This is a genomic window from Streptomyces chisholmiae (genome assembly GCF_031845445.1).
Lineage (GTDB): Bacteria > Actinomycetota > Actinomycetes > Streptomycetales > Streptomycetaceae > Streptomyces > Streptomyces chisholmiae.
In genome coordinates this window covers 56921-73464 of record NZ_JAVREO010000027.1, presented here as the reverse complement: position 1 = coordinate 73464, position 16544 = coordinate 56921, and the positions used below count along the sequence as shown (strand labels likewise).

Sequence of the window (16544 nt, the reverse complement as noted above, 5' to 3'; positions counted from 1 at the left end):
TCGCCGACGGCCAGATCGTCGACGAGATGCGCGACCCCACCGCCGACCGCGTCCTGGACCGCATGCGCGGCTTCGACGGACAGGGGCGCACCTCGTGACCGTCCTCAAAACCTCCCTCCGCAGCTTCTTCGCCCACAAGTGGCGCATGCTGCTGTCGGGCATGGCGGTCGTGCTGTCGGTGGCCTTCGTCTGCGGGACGCTGGTCTTCACGGCCACCATGAACAACACGTTCGACAAGCTCTTCGAGATCAACGCGTCCAGCGTGGTGGTCAGCCCGGCCGAGTCCGACCTCACCGACGACTTCACCGGCGGGATGAGCGGCACCGGCAAGCCGGAGACCATCCCCGGCTCGCTCCAGCAGGAGCTGGCCGAACTGCCGGGCGTCGAGCAGTCCATCGGCTCGATCCTCTCCACCTCGACCACGGCGATCGACCAGCACAACGAGAGCGTCAGCCCCACCACGGGCGCGCCCACCCTCGCGGCCAACTGGAGCGCGATCGACGAGCGCACCATGACCATCACCGAGGGCGCGGCGCCGGAGGGCGCCGACCAGGTGATGGTCGACGCGGACACCGCCGACAAGTCGGACCTGGCGGTCGGCGACCCGCTGCGACTGCTCACCGCCTTCGGTGACTTCGAGCTGACGATCAGCGGCATCGCCGAGTTCGAGACCACCAACCCGGGCGCCGCGCTGGTCTACCTGGACACCCCGACCGCCCAGGAGTTCCTGCTCGGCGGCGACGCGGACCTGACCAACATCTACGTCGACTCGGACGGCAGCGTCACCGACGAGGCGCTGAAGGAGAGCGTCGCCGCGCTCGTCGGCGCCGACACCTACAAGCTGCAGACCGCCGACGAGTACATCCAGGAGAACAGCGACGCGACCGGCGAGGCGCTGGCGATCCTGGAGTACGTGCTGCTCGGCTTCGCCGGCCTGGCGCTGCTGGTCGGGATCTTCCTGATCGTCAACACCTTCTCCATGCTGGTCGCCCAGCGCACCCGCGAGATCGGCCTGCTGCGGGCCATCGGCTCCAGCCGCCGGCAGATCAACCGCTCGGTGCTGATCGAGGCCCTGCTGCTGGGCGTGATCGCCTCGCTGCTCGGCTTCGGCGTGGGCATCGGGCTGGCCGTCGGCCTGATGGCGCTGATGAGCGCGCTGGGCATCAACATGAGCACCGACGACCTGCTGATCGAGCCGTCGGTGCCGGTCATCGGCCTGGTGCTCGGCGTGCTGGTCACCCTGGTCGCCGCCTACATCCCGGCCCGCCGGGCCGGCCGGATCAGCCCGATGGCCGCGCTGCGGGACGCCGGCATGCCGGGCGACGTCCGCGCCGGCCGGATCCGCGCCACGCTGGGCGGCGTCATGACGGTGCTCGGCCTGGGCCTGCTCGCGATGACCGCCACCACGGACGACGCGGTCGTCGGCGCGCAGTTCCTCGCGGTCGGCATCCTGCTCAGCCTGATCGGCCTGATCACCGTCGGCCCCGCCCTGGTGGGCCTGGTGGTCCGCGGGCTCAGCGTGATCCTGCTGCGCGGCTTCGGCCCCATCGGCCGGCTCGCCGAGCGCAACGCGCTGCGGAACCCGCGCCGCACCGGCGCCACCGCGACCGCGCTGATGATCGGCCTGTCCCTGGTGGCCAGCCTCTCGGTGGTCGGCTCCTCGATGGTCGCCTCGGCCAGCGAGGGGATCGACAACTCGCTGGGCGCCGACTACGTCGTCAACACCTCCAACTTCTCCCCGGTGATGCCCGAGGTCAGCAACGCGATCGCGGACATCGAGGAGCTGGAGCACGTCACCGAGTACCGGATGATCGAGACCGAGGTGACGCTGGAGTCCGGCGAGACCTTCGAGATGGGCGCCGGCGCCGTCGCGGAGTCCTTCGCCTCGGACGTCACCATGGACCTGGTCGACGGCGACCTCGCCGAGGCCTACGCGCCCGGCGCCGTCTCCATCGGCGAGGCGGAGGCCGAGGAGTACGGCCTGGGGCTCGGCGACCAGGTGACGATCGCCTTCGACGGCGGCGGCGAGACCAGCCTCACGGTCCGCGCCATCGTCGCGACCGGCGGCGCCGTCTTCAGCAGCTCCTGGCTCTTCAACCAGCAGGAGCTGGTGGACAACGCGACCGAGGTCCCGCTGCCGATGTCCCTCTACCTGGGGGCCGTCGAGGGGCAGGAGGAGGCCGCGCGTGCCGCGCTGGACTCGGTGATCGAGGTCTACCCGCAGATCGACGTCCGGGACCAGGCCGAGTTCAAGGAGCTCGTCGAGGGCCAGGTCGGTCAGCTGCTGAACATGGTCTACGGCCTGCTGGCGCTGGCGATCATCGTGGCGGTGCTCGGCGTGGTCAACACGCTGGCGCTGTCGGTGGTCGAGCGCACCCGGGAGATCGGCCTGATGCGGGCCATCGGCCTCTCCCGGCTCCAGCTGCGCCGGATGATCCGGCTGGAGTCCGTCGTCATCGCCCTCTTCGGCGCCCTGCTCGGCCTCGGCCTCGGCATGGCCTGGGGCGCCGCCGGCCAGCAGCTGCTGGCGCTGGAGGGCATGCCGGTCCTGGAGATTCCGTGGGGCACCATCATCGGGGTCTTCATCGGCGCCGCCGTGGTCGGCCTGCTGGCCGCGCTGCTGCCGGCCTTCCGCGCCGGCCGGATGAACGTGCTGAACGCCATCGCCACGGACTGACCGGCGGGCCGAGCGCCCACCAGCACCGCGCCGCGGGGCCGCGACCCGACCAGGGTCGCGGCCCCGCGTCGTCGCCTCCGGCGCCGTCCGCGTGGGCAGGTGGGCGGGCGCCGCCGGGCGGTGCTCAGGCCGCGGGGTTGACCGGCTCAGGCCGCGGGGTTGACCGCCCGGAAGTAGAGGAAACGCGGCTGGGTGGACAGCAGCTCGAACCACTCGGGGTCCAGCTCCGCGCAGGCGGTGGCCGGTGCCGGCTCCACCAGTTGGTCGACCTCGAAGCCCGCCTGCCGCAGCGCGGCGAACGCCTGGCCCAGCGGGCGCCGGTAGAAGCGCACCCGCCGGGGCTGGCCGGCTATCACCCACTCGTCGGTGACCTGCTCCGTCCTGAAGTAGTCCGGCCGTCCGAACCAGTGCCAGTCCTCCCCCGGGTGGTGGATGGACATGACCAGCGCGCCACCCGGCCGCAGCACCCGCCGCAGCTCGCGGAGGGCCGGGCCCCAGTCCTCCAGGTAGTGCAGCACCAGGGAGGCGGTCACCAGGTCGAACGAGTCGTCGGCGAGGAAGTCGAGCGGTCGGGCCAGATCCGCCCGGTGGAACCGCGCCCGCTCGCCCCCGCAGCGTTCGTCGGCCAGCCGCACCATCTCGGCGCTGACGTCGATGCCGGTCACCGAGGCACCGCGTTCGACGAGCCGCGCCGCGAGGTGCCCGGCGGCACAGCCGACGTCCAGCACGCGCCTGCCCGACACCTCACCCGCCAGCGCGAGGATGGCGGGCCGGTCGTAGTGGACGTTGACCACGTTCGTCCCGGTGTGCCGCGCGTAGTCCGCGCCGAGGTCGTCGTACTGCTGCTCCGCCACCGTCGAGGCTCCCTTTCGTCGGGCGAGGACCTCAACGTACGCCCGGGCGGGGTGCGCCGGGGAGGACGGGAAGGGACCGCGCCGGCGGCCGGGGGCCCCCACGGCCCGAGTCCGCCGGGGTCGGGCGCGGCCCCGCGTCGGCTCCGGGGCCGAGCACCGGGTTTTTGCCCCACAGGCAAGAAATTTGCCCAACGGGCAACGGCGTGGCTCAATCGAGGCATGACGCCCACCGCCAGGCCAGCCGAGCCCCCCGGGGTCGGGGCGCGACTCCGGGAGCTGCGGCGGCACGCCGGGCTGACCCTGGAGGCCGCGGCCCGGCGGGCCGAGCTCTCCCCGGCGCACCTCTCCCGGCTGGAGACCGCGCACCGGCAGCCCTCGCTGCCCGCCCTGCTCAGCCTGGCCCGCGTCTACGGTACGACGGTCTCCGGACTGCTCGGCGAGGCGGCCGGCCCGACCGACGTGGTCGTCCGCGCCGACCAGACGCCGGCCCAGGAGGCGGGCGGCTGGCGCTACCGGTCCGCCGGCGGGCCCGGCCGGGCCATGCAGGCGCTGCGCGTGCACGTGCCCCCTGGCCCGGGCCAGCGCGAGCTGGTGCGGGTGCACCCGGGTGAGGAGTGGCTGCACGTCCTCTCCGGCCGGCTGCTGCTCGCCCTCGGCGAGGCCGAGCACCGGCTGGCCGAGGGCGACAGCGCGCACTTCGACTCGCTGACCCCGCACCGGATCAGCGCCCTCTCGCCGGGCGGCGTCGAGCTGCTGTTCGTGCACACGCTGCTGCGCAGCGCGGACGCGACGCTCTGCCTCGGCGACCCGGCGCGCCGCGCGGCCCCCGCCGCCGTCGCCACCACCGAAGCCGTCGCCAACGGCGGCGGCGACACGCACCCGAGGAGTCGGCATGGCGCCGAAGACGAGTAAGGACACCATCCCGCGGGGCCTGTGGATCCGGGTGCTGCTCTACGGCCTGGTGGGTCACCTCTTCGCCGCGTTCCTGATCTTCCTGTTCACCGTCGGGAAGTGACCCGGGCGGGGCGGCGGCGGGGCTGCCCGGAGGGCCGGCGGCCCGCCCGGGAGCGTTGGGCGTGCCACCAGGGAGCCGCCCCCGAACCGGGACTCGGCGTCCGGTTCAGAGGCGGCGTCCGTGGCCGGTTCACTCAGTCTTCGAGCCGATCCGGACAAGGATCTCCAGGAAGCTCGTACTCAGTCCGCCGGTGGCGACAACCCTGATCCCGTGCGGCTCGGCGACCTTCTGGAACTGGGCTACCAGTCCTTCGGGGTCGTTCTCGTCGTAGGCGTAGTCCATCTCTTCGTCGTGCAGGTAAATCAGCATCAGGCGTTCCTCCTTGAACAGGTAAAGAAACTCTGGACCGCTTCATCCCTGAGCCGTCCTCGGGTTCTGACGCACCCCCGAGAACGTCTGCGTGGCGGACGGGCGGATGGTTGCCGGGATGCCTGGACGGATCAGGCGTTCCCGATCCCGACCGCCCGCGGAGCGTGTTCGGCTGGTCACATGTGTACCTCAACCGCCCCTACACTGAGAGATGTTCAGTTGGTGCGCTTAACCTCGCTGCCTGCGGAGACGCGGTGCGAAGTCGCGAAGGGGGAGGTCAGAGTGAGGCGGGGGCCTTCGGCGTCGGACGCCTTCAATCCACCTGAGAACGACCCACCGACCAACCCGCTGCGTCGGTATGGTGAGAAGGTCAAACGCGTCCGTCTGGGGCGCAACCTGACGCAACGGCATTTGGCCACGGCAACGGGATACTCGGTCGGCTACGTGAGCATGGTGGAGGGCGGCAAGCTCCTCCCCAGTCAGAAGTTCGCTCACGGGTGCGATATTGCGTTCGGGACCAACGGGCTGTTCGCGCACGAGTTGCGGAACATCGACGAAGGGGACCATCCCTCGTGGTTCCTGCCGTACCTCGAACTGGAGAGAAAGGCGTCCCGGATACTGAACTACTCGGCCACCCTGGTGACCGGTCTTCTCCAGACGGAGAACTACGCCCGCGCCGTCTACTCGGCCGCGCTCCACCGGGACGGGGCGACGTTCATCGAGGGTAAGACCGCCGCCCGACTGAGTCGGCAGACGGTCTTCGAGCGCCCGGCACCACCCGATCTCTGGGTCGTCCTCCACGAAGCGTGTCTGCGGACCTCTGTCGGAGGCGCTGAGGTGATGGCGGAACAGCTTGCCCGCTTGGCGGATGCAGCCTCCTCGCCCAGGATCGACGTACAGGTTCTGCCGTTCTCGGCGGGGGCGGCGGCGCCCTATCTGATGCCGTACACCGTGCTCATGTTCGAGAATAGGGCCAGTGTGTTGTACTCCGACGATCCGCGCGGGGGCAGGCTCTATGACTCGGCGCGGACCGTTGCCTGGGGGCTGGATAACTATGATCGCCTGCGGGCCAACGCCTTGCCCCTGGACGCATCGCTAGCCTTGATCACATCGCTGTCTAAGGAGCTGCAAGCATGAGCACTCACGGCCGTTTCATCGCTGCCGAGTGGGTCAAGTCGTCGTACAGCCAGGGCACCGGGGGCGAGTGCGTGGAGTTCTCGCGGACCTTCACGACCGCTGGTGTTGTCCCGGTCCGGGACAGCAAGCGGTCGGAGGGGCCCGCGCTCAGCTTCCCCCTGACCGGTTGGGCCTCCTTCGTCTCCGCCGTTCGGCGGGAGGACTTCTCCGCCTGACTGTCAGCGCACGCAAGCCCGCTACCGGACTCCTGGTAGCGGGCTTCTCCGTGCGGCCCTTGGCCTCCGCCAGGGCTGGGGGCGAGGGTCGTCGGTGGGCGGGTTCGCGCCGTTCTGGGCCGGTTCGAGCTGGCGGCCGCCCGGCCGGTCAGGCCAGGCGTGGCAGCCGCGCGCAGCGGCGGCAGGCGCGGGCGGAGGCCGCCACCGTCGCGTGGCAGCCGGCGGAGGCCGCGCCGGCGAGCGCCACCAGCGGCCAGTCCGTGGCCAGCGTGGCGGCGACCAGCAGCGTGACCGCCGAACCGGCCATGGCCGCGCTCGCCGTGGTGCCCAGCCAGGCGACCAGTCGGGGCAGCGGGGCCGGCACCGGCAGCCACCGGCTGAGGGAGCCGGTGGAGCCGAGCGCCAGCACGGCGCCGAGCGCCGCGGCGCCCGCCAGCCCGGCCAGGCCGAAGGCGGCCAGCCGGACCGGCTCGGCGAGCGGCGCCGGCCGGCCGAGGCCGCCGTTCCCCAGCAGGTACCAGCAGGCCAGCAGCAGGGGCGCGGTGAGCGCGACGGCCCAGGCGGTGTGCCGGGCCTGGGCGATGGTCAACTCCCGCTGGCAGCTGGGCGCCAGCTCCTCCGGGGTGCCGAACTCCCGTTCCGCCTGGTGGGCGGCCAGGTCGGCCGGGAGGCCGGCCGCGAGCCGCGCGGCGAGGGTGTCGGCGAGGCCGTCCGCGATCTCCTCGACCAGTCGGGCCTTGGCGCGTGGCGGCCCGTGCAGCCGGGCCGCCAGCCGGGCCCGGTACCCCGCCACCCAGGCCAGCCCCGGGTCGGCCGCGTCCCCCGCGGGCGGCGGCGGCGCGGCGTCGGGGGCGGTCATCCGGCGCCGCCGGGCGCGGTCGGGTCGAGGACCGAGCCGATCGCCGCGGTGAACGCCCGCCACGAGGCCCGCGCCTCGGCCAGGCCGGCACGGCCCGCGTCGGTCAACTCGTAGGCGCGGCGCCGCCGTTCGCCGACCGACTCCCAGTCGCTGCGGAGCAGCCCCTGGCGCTCCAGCCGGTTCAGCGCCGGATAGATGGTGCCGGTGCGCAGGTCCAGCGCGCCGCCGCTGCGCCGCTGGACGGCGGTGATGATCGCGTATCCGTGCAGCGGGCCCTGCTCCAGCACGGCGAGCAGCAGCCCGTCCAAGTGCCCGCGTACCGCGTCTGACTTCATAGCTAGGCAGCCTACCTAAGGTAACGCTAGGCGTGCTACATATTGGCAGCCAATATGTAGCTACACAGGTGGGAGTTTCCCGGTGGCCAAGTTCCTGTTGTCCCTGCACGTCCTGGCGGCGATCATCGCGGTCGGCCCGATCACGGTCGCCGCCTCGCTCTTCCCCCGCTACGCGCGACAGGCCTTCCTGGCGGAGGGGCCGGCGGACGGTGCGGCGGCCGCCGCCGGCCGGGCCGCCACGGTCGCCGCGCTGTTGCACCGGATCTGCCGCGGCTACGCCGCCGTGGGGATCGCCGTCCCGCTCTTCGGGCTGGCCACCGGGGCCAGCCTGGGGGTGCTGACCGACGCCTGGCTGCTGGTCTCGATGGCGCTGACCATCGTCGCGGCGGCCCTCCTCGTGGTGGTGATCCTGCCGGCCCAGGAGGACCTGCTCCACCCCGATCCGCACCAGGACCAGGGCGACGCGGGTCCCGACGCCGACCCCGTGCCGGCGGCTACGGCTCAAGGCGCGGCTCAAGGCGTGGCTGGTGGCGCGGCCGAGGCGCCGGCCGTCGGGGTCCGGCGGGACGCCGCCGCGACCCGGGCGGTCACGGTGCGACTGGCCATGCTCACCGGGGTGTTCAACCTGCTGTGGGCGACGGTCGTGGTGCTGATGATCGTGCGCCCCGGCTCCACCACCAGCGCCTGACCGGCGCCCCGGCGCGCGCCCCCGGCGTCGGGCGCGCCCCGGCTCAGGTGGCGGCCGGGCTCAGCCGGCGGCCGGCCCGGTGGACTCCCGCACGACCAGGGTCGGCGGCCGGACCGCCGGCGGCCCGTCGGCCCCGGGCCCGTCGGCCCCCGAGCCGTCGGCCCCCGGCTCACCGGCCGTGCCGGCCGCCTCGCCGAGCAGCCGGAACATGGCGGTCGCCGCCGCCCGGCCGAGTTGGACCAGGTCCTGGCTCACGGTGGTCAGCCGCGGGTAGACCAGCGAGCCGACCGGCAGGTCGTCGTAGCCGATCACCGACAGGTCGCGGGGCACCTCGAAGCCGAGCCGGCGGGCCGCGCTCATGCCGGCCACCGCCATCGTGTCGTTGGCGAACAGCACGGCGGTGGGCCGCCGTTCCGGTTCGGCCAGCAGGCGGCGCAGCGCCCGCACCGCCGCGTCGGCGGTGAACTCGGAGATCACGATCCGGGTCGGCCGCAGCCCCCTGGCGTCCAGCGCCGCCTCGAAGAGGCGCCGGCGGGCGACCGTGTGCACCCGGTCCTCCGGGCCCGAGACGTAGGCGATCCGGCGGTGCCCCAGCTCCACCAGGTGGTCCACGGCGGCCCGCAGCCCGGCGCCCTGGTCGAGGTCGTCGCCGCCGGCCCGCACCGAGACGATCGGGTCCGGCTGCCAGGGCGTCCCCACCAGGACGGCGGGCAGGCCCAGTTGGCGCAGCAGCTCGAACCGGGTGTCGCCGATCCGGCTCTCGGTGAGGATCACCCCGTCGACCCGCCGTTCCTCGGCCAGCCGTCGGTAGGCGCGCTCCTCGGCGTCCGGCTCCTCGCCGACGATGTGCAGCAGCAGGCCGTAGTCGGCCGGCGCCAGCTCCGCCTCGATGCCGGAGATCAGCACCGAGAAGTGCGGGTCGGCGGCGAGCACGTCGGCCGACCGGCCGGCGACCATCCCGATCGCCCGGGTGCGCGCGCCGCGCAGCGCCACCGCCGTCGCCGAGGGCGACCAGCGGAGCTTCTCCGCCGCGTCCAGCACCCGCTGCCGGGTGGGGGGCGAGATGCCGGGGCGGTCGTTCACCACCTTGGAGACGGCGGAGACCGAGACACCGGCCAGGGCCGCCACGTCCGCGATGGTCGGCTTCCCCGACCGCCGCCGGCCGCCGGAGTTCCGCTGTGCCGCCAAACCTGCCCCCAGAAGCCGTAGTTGCGCACCACCGTGGTGCGGAGCCGGGCGGCGCCGGCGCGCCCGCCCGCGGGGCGTGCGCCCGGGCCGCGGGAACGCCGGCCGGGAGTCCGCCCGTCGCGCGGCGCCGGCCAGGAAAACGTTGTAAGCGGCGGCGGGCGGGCGGCCGGTCGCCGCCTGCGACAGGCGGCATGGTAACGCAGGTGGGCACCCCGTTCAAGGGTCCCGTCGCGGCTCTCGACAGCCCTCTGGTAAAACGATATACCGGAGGGGTCGCACAGCTCCGAGCCAAGGGACGACAGCCATGAGGCGCAACGCGGCCAAGCTCCGCACCACCCCGGGGACCAGCTCCCTCCCCACCGCCGGCGCGGACGACGCCACCGTCTGGATCGGCGTCAACTACTGGTCCCGCACCGGCGGGCCGCTGATGTGGCGGGACTACCGCCCCGAGGTGGTGGACGAGGAGCTGCGGGTGATGCGCGAGCACGGCATCACGCTCACCCGCTCGTTCTTCTTCTGGCCCGACTTCATGCCGGCCGAGAACACCCTCGACCCGGCGATGCTCGCCCACTACGACGACTTCCTGGACCGGCACCAGGCCCAGGGAATGCACACCATCCCGACCTTCATCGTGGGTCACATGTCCGGGCAGAACTGGGACCCGGTCTGGCGGGGTGGCCGCGACATCTTCGGCGACCCGTCGTTCGTCGCCCAACAGGAATGGTACGTCCGTGAGTTGACCGACCGCTGGAAGGACCACCCGGCGGTCGCCGGCTGGCTGCTGACCAACGAGATACCGATCTACGGCGACTGGCGCTCCCGGGGCATCGGCACCCTGGACGCCACCACCGTCACCGCCTGGGCGAAGACCCTGGTGAACGCGGTCCGGTCCACCGGCGCCCGGCAGCCGGTCTCCGTGGGCGACGGCGCCTGGGGGGTCGAGATGACCGGCGCGGACAACGGCTTCCGGGTCCGCGACCTGGAGCCGCTGATCGACTTCCACGGCCCGCACGTCTACCGGATGGAGACCGACCCGGTCCGGCAGCACCTGGGCGCGGCCTTCGTCTGCGAGCTGCTCGACCTGGGCGGCAAGCCGGTGATCATGGAGGAGTTCGGCGTCACCTCGGACTACGTCTCCGAGGAGAACGCCGCGCACTACTACCGGCAGCTGCTGCACAACACCCTGCTGGCCGGCGCCACCGGCTGGATGCCGTGGAACAACACGGACTACGACGCCCTCTGGGACCAGGAGCCCTACAGCCACCACCCGTTCGAGATGCACTTCGGCATCACGGACGACGCCGGCCGGCCCAAGGAGCAGCTGCGCGAGGTCAAGCGGTTCACCGAGCTGCTGGCCCGGGTCGACTTCGCCCGGCTGAGCCGGCCGGACACCGGGATCGCGCTGGTGGTCTCGTCCTTCCTGGAGAAGATGTACCCGTTCACCCAGCCCGAGGACGCCAGCAGCGTGCTGGCCCACACCCGGCAGGCGTACGTGGCGGCCCGCGAGGCCGACCTGCCGGTCGGGGTGGCGCGCGAGGTGGACGGGCTGCCCGACGACTGCGCGCTCTATCTGCTGCCGTCCGCCAAGCAGCTGACCGCCGGCGGCTGGCGCCACCTGGTGGCGCGGGCCGAGGCCGGGGCGACGGTCTACGCGTCGTTCTTCATGGGGGAGCACATCGTGCAGCGCGGGCCCTGGTGGCCCAAGCTGGACGAGACCTTCGGCGTGGTCAAGCGGCTGCGCTACGGGCTGACCGAGCCGATCGAGGACGACCGGCTTGAGCTGACCTTCCAGCGTGACTTCGGCACCATCAAGGCCGGTGAGCGGCTGGTCTTCGCCGTCGCCGGCACCGAGAACTCGCGGTCCTACCTGCCGGTGGAGCCGGCCGGCGCCGAGGTGCTGGCGGTGGACGCGCACGGCCGGCCGGCGCTGCTGACCCGCCGGGTCGGCGCGGGCCAACTGGTGCTCTCCACCTACCCGTTGGAGCACATGGCGGCGATCACCCCGCGGGTCAACCCGGAGCCGACCTGGCGGCTCTACGCGGCGCTGGCCGCCGAGGCGGGCGTCACCCCCGAGGTGACGGTGGACGACCCGCGGGTGCTGGTGGGCCGCATGACGCACGAGGACGAGCGGTCGTTCGTCTGGCTGGTCAGCCAGCACGAGGAGACGCGCGCGGTGACGCCCGTCCTCACCGCCGGCGGCGCCCTGCGCGACCTGGACGGCCAGCCGCTGGGCACGGTGGAGCTGCCCCCCTTCGGGGTGCTGGTCGCCGAACTCGTCGGCGACACCGCCGCGACCAGCACCGCCGACGGCCACCCCGCGGACGCCTGAGCAACGGGAACGGGAGACTCAAGACCATGTCAAGCACCGACAACGCGCGGCGGATCGTCTCGGCGGAGACCCTCGTCACCAGCCCGGGACGGAACTTCGTCACCCTGCGGATCACCACCGCCGACGGCCTGACCGGCCTGGGGGACGCCACCCTCAACGGCCGGGAGCTGGCCGTGGCGAGCTATCTGAAGGACCACGTGGTCCCGCTGCTGATCGGCCGTGACGCCGGCCGGATCGAGGACACCTGGCAGTACCTCTACCGGGGCGCCTACTGGCGGCGCGGCCCGGTGACCATGGCCGCCATCGCCGCCGTGGACACCGCCCTGTGGGACATCAAGGCCAAGGCCGCCGGAATGCCGCTCTACCAGCTGCTCGGCGGCGCGTCCCGGACCGGCGCGCTGGCCTACGGGCACGCCTCCGGCCGCGATGTCCCCGAGCTGTTCGACTCGATCAGGGCCCACCTGGACGCCGGCTACCGGGCGATCCGGATCCAGACCGGCATCCCCGGGCTCGACTCGGTCTACGGGGTGGCCGCCTCGACGGCCGGTGGCGGCGAGCGCTACGACTACGAGCCGGCCCGGCGCACCGCCCTGCCCGTCGAGGAGAGCTGGGACACCCGCGCCTACCTGCGGCACGTGCCCACCGTCTTCGAGGCGGTGCGCAACGAGTTCGGCCCGGAGCTGCCGCTGCTGCACGACGGCCACCACCGGATGACCCCGATCCAGGCCGCCCGGCTGGGCAAGACCCTGGAGCCCTACGACCTGTTCTGGCTGGAGGACGCCACGCCGGGTGAGGACCAGGCGGCGCTGCGGCAGATCCGGCAGCACACCACCACGCCGCTGGCCATCGGCGAGGTGTTCAACTCCGTGCACGACTACACCACGCTGCTCACCGAGCGGCTGATCGACTACGTGCGCTCCGCGGTCACCCACACCGGCGGGGTCACGGCGATGAAGAAGCTGATGGACCTGGCCGCGGTCTACGGCGCGAAGTCCGGCATCCACGGGCCGACGGACATCTCGCCGGTCGGCATGGCCGCCGCGCTCCATCTGGACCTGGCCATCCACAACTTCGGTATCCAGGAGTACATGCGGCACGACCCGCGCACCCTGGAGGTCTTCCGCACCTCCTACACCTTCACCGACGGGCTGCTGCACCCGGGCGAGAACCCGGGGCTGGGCGTGGAGCTGGACGACGAGGCGGCCGCCGCGTTCCCGTACGAGCCGGCCTACCTGCCGGTCAACCGGCTGCTCGACGGGACGGTCCACGACTGGTAACGGTCGGGCCTGGTCCGCGCCGGCCGGTGGTGCGCCGCGACCACCGGCCGGCGCGGCCGCGCGTCCCGCGCCTGACGGCTCGTCAGCCAGCCGGGCGGCGCCCGCCAACAGGTGGCGAACACGGGGCTGTTCGGGACTGTCGTGTTCCGAGGACCGGCCGCCGTCGGCGTCGGCGCCGTCACGCTGGCGTTGACCGCGATCCCGCTCACCGCCCGCGACCGGGGCAGCGCGTGCCGCTCGGCACCCGCCCCGGAGGGCCAAGCCCTGGCGGCCGGCGCGTACCGGCTGGTGGACCACGCGGGGGCGGACCGGTGGCGGCTCCGGCGGGGTCGGCAAGGGCCGGCGCCGCTGCTGATCGGGCTCCCGGCCCGTGCCGCGCCGATCCGCCGGAGCGGCCCCCGGCGGCGGTCAGGCCCCGGCCCGGACCCCGGCCCGGGCCTGACCGGGTCCGCCTGCGGACCGCCCCGGCTGGCGCGGTAACGTTGAGTGCCGTGGCTGTGACGGGACGCACAGCCCGGTGTCAACAGGGGAGTTCGGCATGGACGGCGAAGCGGAGGACGACTGTGCGGGGCCGCACCGGCAGTGCCAGGCGTGCAGCGGGCAACGCGTGGAGATCCGCGAGACCCTCTACCTCGCCGGCACCGGGCAGGCGCAGGGCGTCGCCGCGCCGCACGGCTGCTGGCACTGCCGCGGCCGGGGCTACTACTGCACCGCGACCGCGCGCTGCGTGAACCCGTTCCACCGGTAGCCGGCGCCGCCGGCCGGGCGCCCACCCACCGTCAGGAGTGGGCGGCCCGGCCCAGGACATGCTCCTGGCCCCAGGCACCGAGCGGCTCCAGCGCCGCGTTGAGAGACCGCCCCAGCGCGGTGAGCGAGTAGCTCACATGCGGCGGCACCTCGTCCCTGGCCTCCCGCAGCACGATCCCGTCGGCCTCCAACTCCCGTAGGTGGGAGGCGAGGACCTTCTCCGACACGCCGGGGAGGGCGCGCCGCAGCTCGCCGAAGCGGCGGGGCCGGTCGTCCAGGGCCCAGAGAATCAGCACCTTCCACTTGCCGCCGATGACGTCCATCGCGGCGTCGATCCCGCACTCGTACCGTGGCCGTGGTGTGGTCGTCACAGTCAGTCCTTCCCAGCCGGACACGCACCCCGGGGTAACCACCCACTCCGAAGTGGGTACTTGTCGCCTCGCCCCGGCCCGACAAGCCTAGGCGGCATGACACACAGCTCGCTTGATCCCGGCTCCTCGCCGACCGCTCCCACCTCCTCGGACCCGTCCTCGCACCGCTCCGCCGCACCCGCCCCGCCGGCTCCCGTCTCGCTGCTCGGCCTGGGCGCGATGGGCACCGCCCTGGCCCGCGCCTGGCTGGCCGCCGGCCATTCGGTGACCGTCTGGAACCGGACCCCGGCCCGGGCTGAGCCGCTCAGCGCCGCGGGCGCCGTCGTCGCCGACAGCGCGGCGGCCGCCGTGGCAGCCAACGAGCTGGTGGTGGTCTGCCTCTGGGACGACGCCTCCGTCGCCGAGACGCTGGCCGGCGCCGACCTGCGCGGCCGGGACCTCGTCAACCTCACCACCAACTCGCCGGGGGAGGGCCGGGCCAGGGCGGCCTGGGCGGCGGAGCGCGGCGCGCGCTTCCTCGACGGGGGGATCATGGCCATCCCGCCGATGATCGGGATCCCCGAGGCCGGGGGCTATGTGCTGTACAGCGGCTCGGCCGAGGTGTTCCACCGGCACGCCGACACCCTCGCCGTGCCGGTCGGGACGCACTATGTCGGCCCGGACGCCGGCGCGGCGGCGCTGCACGACGTCGCGCTGCTGAGCGCCATGTACGGGATGTTCGCCGGGACGACCCACGCCTTCGCGCTGGCTCGGCGGGCCGGCGTGCCGCTGCGGGACTTCGCCGCGCTGCTCACCGGCTGGCTGACCGCCATGGCCACGACGGGCGTCGAGGTGACGGCGGAGCAGCTGGAGAGCGGCGACTACGACACCGACCCACCGTCGAACCTGGCGATGCAGGCGGCCGGCAATCCGACCATGCGCCGCACGGCCGAGGAACTCGGCGTCAGCCCCGAGCTGTTGACTCCCTACTTCGCGCTGATGGAGCGGGCCGTCGCCGCCGGGCACGGCGGCGGGGACGGCACCGCGATGATCGATCTGCTGAGCCACTGAGACCCCCCTCGGCCGTCCGGCGCTACGCCGCGCCGAAGTCGGGCAGCGTCAGCGAGCCGTCCTCGGCCAGGGCGAAGCCCGGGTTGTACGCGATCTCCCAGGGATGGCCGTCCGGGTCGGTGAAGGAGCCGGCGTAGCCGCCGTAGAACGTGGCGGCGGCGGGGCTGCTGATCGTGCCGCCGGCGCGCTCGGCGGCGGCCAGCGTCTCGTCCACCTCGGCGGCGGAGCGCACGTTGTGCGCCAGGGTGATCCCGCCGTAGCCGCCGGCCGGCACCGGGGTGTCCGCCAGGCCGCTGTCCGCCGCTGCCTCGGCCCGGCTCCACAGCACCACGGCCAGGCCGCCCGCCTGGAAGAAGACCGTCTCCGACACCTCCTGCCCACGCCAGCCGAGCCGCTCGTAGAAGGTGCGGGCGCGGGCCAGGTCGGCGACGCCCAGGGTGATCAGACTGATGCGTTGTTCCATGCCCAGAACGCTACCCTGCGCCACTGACAGTCGCCCTGAGTGAGAAGTCGGGCCCCTCGGGCGGGGGTGTCGGCTCCGCGTCACGCCCACCGCCGGCGCGGCGCGGAGCCGAGGGCGTGGGGGTCAGCAGGTGTTGAGCGCCTCGCGCAGCGCGTCCCGCTCGGCGGAGTCGACCGACAGGTCGTAGGAGTGCTTCACCTGGATCCAGGCCCGGGCGTAGACGCAGTGGTAGGCGCCGCGCGGCGGCAGCCACTCAGCCGGGTCCTTGTCGCCCTTGGCCCGGTTGACGCTGTTGGTCACGGCCAGCAGCTGCGGCCGGGTCCGGTCGTTGGCGAACGCCTCGCGTTCCGCGGTGGTCCAGGAGTCCGCGCCGGAGTCCCAGGCCTCGGCGAGCGGCACCAGGTGGTCGATGTCCAGGTCGGAGGCGGACGACCAGGTCGCGCCGTCGTAGGGGGAGTACCAGCTGCCGCTGACCGCGGCGCAGCTGTTGTCGGTCTCCACGTTGTCGCCGTCCCGCTGGAGGATGACCTCGCGGGTGTTGCAGTTGTTGCCCTGGTTGCTCCAGTGCGGGAAGAGGTCCCGGTCGTAGCCGGTGCGGTCCTCGGTGGCGACCGTCAGCTCGTACAGGTAGGTGCGGGCGGTGGACTCGGCGATCGGGGTGGGGAGGGCGGCCTGTGCCGGGGAGGCGGTGAACAGGGCCGCCACGGATATCAGGCCGGTGGACGCGGCCAGCAGGGGGACCCTGCCACGCGCGTAGACACGAGAGGTGCGGGACACGCGAACTCCCTTGGTGTGGGGGTGACTTCAGCGCGGCAGAACCGCGCGGGCAAGCAGCGCCATGGTGTCGCCGTAACGTTTCTGCCTGGCGTGGCACAGGTTACAAGTCGAGGGCATGCACACGTCAGACCCGCGACGGTGGAGCGATCGGTGGAGGCTGGTGCCCGCATGTGACCATCTCGTGTTGGATGGAAGGCGGTTGTTGGTCTGGACCGGCCGCGAGCCGACCGTGGCGGATCGCCCGCACCGGAGA

Annotated in this window: 18 protein-coding genes and 1 pseudogene; 11 read left to right on the top strand and 8 right to left on the bottom strand. The window is 73.1% G+C overall.

Annotated features, from left to right (window positions below):
• Together RM844_RS29830 and RM844_RS29825 are read left to right on the top strand one after the other, a co-directional pair.
• A pseudogene (locus RM844_RS29830) lies at positions 1-98 on the top strand (ABC transporter ATP-binding protein); the annotation flags it as partial.
• Positions 95-2677, top strand: a complete 2583-nt coding sequence (locus tag RM844_RS29825; RefSeq protein ID WP_311670540.1) for an ABC transporter permease — start codon at positions 95-97, stop codon at positions 2675-2677. The pseudogene RM844_RS29830 and the gene RM844_RS29825, both read left to right, overlap by 4 nt.
• A gap of 146 nt (positions 2678-2823) precedes the next feature.
• Here the strand turns inward: RM844_RS29825 and RM844_RS29820 are convergent, their stop codons facing one another.
• Positions 2824-3531 (bottom strand): class I SAM-dependent methyltransferase, encoded by a 708-nt coding sequence (locus tag RM844_RS29820; protein WP_311670539.1) that lies wholly within the window; start codon positions 3529-3531, stop codon positions 2824-2826.
• Between the two features lie 219 nt (positions 3532-3750).
• Here RM844_RS29820 and RM844_RS29815 point away from each other — a divergent pair, with 219 nt between their 5' ends.
• Together RM844_RS29815 and RM844_RS29810 are read left to right on the top strand one after the other, a co-directional pair.
• Positions 3751-4443 carry a helix-turn-helix domain-containing protein gene (locus tag RM844_RS29815; RefSeq protein ID WP_311670538.1) on the top strand — a complete coding sequence of 231 codons (693 nt, stop codon included), beginning with the start codon at positions 3751-3753 and terminating at the stop codon, positions 4441-4443.
• A complete protein-coding gene (locus RM844_RS29810) occupies positions 4424-4546 on the top strand; it encodes a DUF6126 family protein (protein WP_311670537.1) in 123 nt (40 codons plus the stop codon). Before RM844_RS29815 ends, RM844_RS29810 begins: the two co-directional genes overlap by 20 nt.
• Before the next feature lie 129 nt (positions 4547-4675).
• Here the strand turns inward: RM844_RS29810 and RM844_RS29805 are convergent, their stop codons facing one another.
• Positions 4676-4855, bottom strand: coding sequence for a hypothetical protein (locus RM844_RS29805; RefSeq protein ID WP_311670536.1), 180 nt, complete (start codon positions 4853-4855; stop codon positions 4676-4678).
• 450 nt (positions 4856-5305) lie between these two features.
• On the opposite strand from RM844_RS29805, the gene RM844_RS29800 reads away from it, so the two are divergent.
• On the top strand, positions 5306-5992 hold the full coding sequence (locus RM844_RS29800) for a DUF5753 domain-containing protein (RefSeq protein ID WP_311670546.1): 687 nt from the start codon (positions 5306-5308) through the stop codon (positions 5990-5992).
• Positions 5989-6207 carry a DUF397 domain-containing protein gene (locus RM844_RS29795; RefSeq protein ID WP_311670535.1) on the top strand — a complete coding sequence of 73 codons (219 nt, stop codon included), beginning with the start codon at positions 5989-5991 and terminating at the stop codon, positions 6205-6207. Before RM844_RS29800 ends, RM844_RS29795 begins: the two co-directional genes overlap by 4 nt.
• Before the next feature lie 148 nt (positions 6208-6355).
• Here the strand turns inward: RM844_RS29795 and RM844_RS29790 are convergent, their stop codons facing one another.
• Both RM844_RS29790 and RM844_RS29785 read right to left on the bottom strand, forming a co-directional pair.
• Positions 6356-7066, bottom strand: coding sequence for a permease prefix domain 1-containing protein (locus RM844_RS29790; protein WP_311670534.1), 711 nt, complete (start codon positions 7064-7066; stop codon positions 6356-6358).
• Entirely contained in the window at positions 7063-7401 is a 339-nt protein-coding gene (locus tag RM844_RS29785) for a PadR family transcriptional regulator (RefSeq protein WP_311670533.1), read from the bottom strand. Before RM844_RS29785 ends, RM844_RS29790 begins: the two co-directional genes overlap by 4 nt.
• An 82-nt stretch (positions 7402-7483) precedes the next feature.
• Between RM844_RS29785 and RM844_RS29780 the strand changes: the two genes are divergently transcribed.
• The gene (locus tag RM844_RS29780; RefSeq protein WP_311670532.1) at positions 7484-8089 is read left to right on the top strand and encodes a hypothetical protein; all 606 of its coding nucleotides are present in this window, start codon (positions 7484-7486) and stop codon (positions 8087-8089) included.
• Between the two features lie 60 nt (positions 8090-8149).
• On the opposite strand, the gene RM844_RS29775 is transcribed toward RM844_RS29780, so the two are convergent.
• On the bottom strand, positions 8150-9217 hold the full coding sequence (locus RM844_RS29775) for a LacI family DNA-binding transcriptional regulator (RefSeq protein ID WP_311670531.1): 1068 nt from the start codon (positions 9215-9217) through the stop codon (positions 8150-8152).
• A 364-nt stretch (positions 9218-9581) separates the two neighbouring features.
• Here RM844_RS29775 and RM844_RS29770 point away from each other — a divergent pair, with 364 nt between their 5' ends.
• From RM844_RS29770 to RM844_RS29760, 3 genes are all read left to right on the top strand, one after another.
• Positions 9582-11606 (top strand): glycoside hydrolase 5 family protein, encoded by a 2025-nt coding sequence (locus RM844_RS29770; protein WP_311670530.1) that lies wholly within the window; start codon positions 9582-9584, stop codon positions 11604-11606.
• 26 nt (positions 11607-11632) lie between these two features.
• Positions 11633-12883, top strand: coding sequence for a D-mannonate dehydratase ManD (gene manD / locus RM844_RS29765; protein ID WP_311670529.1), 1251 nt, complete (start codon positions 11633-11635; stop codon positions 12881-12883).
• A 538-nt stretch (positions 12884-13421) separates the two neighbouring features.
• Positions 13422-13631, top strand: coding sequence for a hypothetical protein (locus tag RM844_RS29760; RefSeq protein WP_311670528.1), 210 nt, complete (start codon positions 13422-13424; stop codon positions 13629-13631).
• 31 nt (positions 13632-13662) lie between these two features.
• Here RM844_RS29760 and RM844_RS29755 read toward each other — a convergent pair whose 3' ends face one another.
• Positions 13663-13953 (bottom strand): winged helix-turn-helix transcriptional regulator, encoded by a 291-nt coding sequence (locus RM844_RS29755; protein WP_311670545.1) that lies wholly within the window; start codon positions 13951-13953, stop codon positions 13663-13665.
• 144 nt (positions 13954-14097) lie between these two features.
• On the opposite strand from RM844_RS29755, the gene RM844_RS29750 reads away from it, so the two are divergent.
• Entirely contained in the window at positions 14098-15051 is a 954-nt protein-coding gene (locus RM844_RS29750; RefSeq protein ID WP_394814630.1) for an NAD(P)-dependent oxidoreductase, read from the top strand.
• A gap of 22 nt (positions 15052-15073) precedes the next feature.
• Here the strand turns inward: RM844_RS29750 and RM844_RS29745 are convergent, their stop codons facing one another.
• Positions 15074-15514: a VOC family protein gene (locus RM844_RS29745; RefSeq protein ID WP_311670527.1), complete on the bottom strand. Its 441-nt coding sequence runs from the start codon at positions 15512-15514 to the stop codon at positions 15074-15076.
• A gap of 123 nt (positions 15515-15637) precedes the next feature.
• A complete protein-coding gene (locus tag RM844_RS29740) occupies positions 15638-16291 on the bottom strand; it encodes an HNH endonuclease family protein (RefSeq protein ID WP_311670526.1) in 654 nt (217 codons plus the stop codon).
• Between the last annotated feature and the right edge of the window lie 253 nt (positions 16292-16544).